This is a genomic window from Streptomyces sp. NPDC048506 (genome assembly GCF_040651315.1).
GTDB lineage: Bacteria > Actinomycetota > Actinomycetes > Streptomycetales > Streptomycetaceae > Streptomyces.
This window is the reverse complement of the sequence record NZ_JBEZIX010000125.1, coordinates 1-1,708: the sequence shown is the minus strand read 5'-3', so window position 1 is coordinate 1,708 and position 1,708 is coordinate 1. Positions and strand designations below refer to the sequence as shown.

General features: G+C 73.2%; 1 protein-coding gene and 1 pseudogene. Both read right to left on the bottom strand.

The window, feature by feature from the left end; genetic code table 11:
- Positions 1 to 255 precede the first annotated feature (255 nt).
- A complete protein-coding gene (locus tag AB0C96_RS43010; protein WP_362925750.1) occupies positions 256 to 1,227 on the bottom strand; it encodes a DUF4184 family protein in 972 nt (323 codons plus the stop codon).
- 187 nt (positions 1,228 to 1,414) lie between these two features.
- Positions 1,415 to 1,495: pseudogene (locus tag AB0C96_RS43005) on the bottom strand (hypothetical protein); the annotation flags it as partial.
- Positions 1,496 to 1,708: the final 213 nt, after the last annotated feature.

The following is a 1,708-nucleotide window of genomic DNA, read 5'->3' as shown; positions in this document are numbered from 1 at the left end:
GAGCAACTCGTCGACGCCCTCATGCTCCTGGCACGCGGGGCACAGCACACCTGACCCTCACCCCCGTACCGGCTCCGGGCACGCCAGACCCCTGGCCGGTACGACAACGGTGTCCAGTGCCCCATCGGGCAACCTGTCCGCTGCGCACCGCCCGGCGCGCCACACCGGCCCCGATGCCGCAGCCCGACCCTGCCCTCGCCGAGTAGCCCGGCGCGGCGCAGCAGGCACAGGGGCCCGGCGGCACCCCGGGCGGCGTCACTGGGCGCCGGACTCCGTCGTCCCCGCGGCGGACGGGACGCCCGTCGAGGGCGCCGACGGGGACACCGTCGGGGCTGCGGACCGGCTCACGGGGCGCGGCAACTGACCCGTGGCGCCGCCGCGGGCTGCCCCGGTGCGGCGCGTACGGCGGTGCACCAGCCGCACGGCCACCCCGTAGAGCACCAGCCCGAGGATGAGGCCCGCACCCGCGCCGAAGAGCACGGTCGGGAGGTATCCGAGCCAGTGCACCGTGGGACCGTGAACGGCGTGCGCCCGCACCACCCGATGCACGGCGCCGGCCAGTACGCACAGCGGGACCGGGGTGGTCAGCAGCAGCCGCAGCCGTACGGTCAGCACCGGTACCGCGGCCGCCCCGGACGCCACGCCGCCGCGGGTGCCGCCGCCCCGCCCCCGCAGGGCCGCCCACCCGAACCACCCCAGCGCCGCCGCCGCGAGCGCCGAAGTGCCGTACTGCACGACGGTGTAAACGGGCAGGCCGCCCACCACCTGGTCCAGGCCGGGCACCAGCCGGGTGCCCCAACGGCCCGGGTGGGTGAAGGCGTCCCAGACGACATGCGTCGTCGCCCCGAGCACCGCGGAGACCACGAACCAGGCCGCCAGGGCGAGGAGTTCGCGGATCCCCCGGGGTCGCCGGGGCCGGCCGCGGACGAAGGTGTGGACCGGGCTCCGCCACGCGCGGGGCAACAAGGCGATCAGCGGCTCGCGTACCAGCAGCCAGCCGCCGACCAGGGCCACGGTGACCAGCACATCCACGGTCAGCACCCCCGACGGCGCGTGGGTGACCTCACCGAAGGCCATGGCACCCGGGATCAGACTGTCGGCGTAGTACGTCATATCCGGCGCGAACGACCCGGCCACGAGCGCCGAGGCGACCAGTGGACCGCGTGCCGTGCCGGTCTGCCGGAGTGCTGGGAGCACGGCGGCGGCATGGCTGAGGGTGAATGGCAATGCGCCTCTCCTTGATCGGTTCTGATCATCATGTGTTCGATGGGGGTGGTAGATGCCGGCCCGAGTTGTCGTAGGGCAGCCCTGCGCGAGGAGCCCGCGGTCGCCGTGGAGGGAGCGCGGGTGCCAACTCCCGTCGGCCACCCGCGTTGCTCCCCCAGTGCCCGTGACCGGTGCGCACCGTCGTATTGCGGCGACCGACCTCGACGAGGATCGCGCGGGGGTCGATGCCGTAGTGGCGGGCGGCCGTCTCGGCATGGCGCAAGAACGCGCAAGAAGCTGGAGTACACGCTCGCGTAGCTGACGTTCGGGGCCGCTCAGGATGAAGGATCCGGCGCGGGCACCACTGACTGTGGCCATCGAGACGGTTGTTACGGCTGGTTATTCGCGATCTGAGCGTGGCGTGGTGGTGCTGTCTTGGGTCGTTTCGGTTCTGGTGTAGAGGACTTCGCGGCCCTGTTCCGCGGCGCGGATGAGTCCTTCG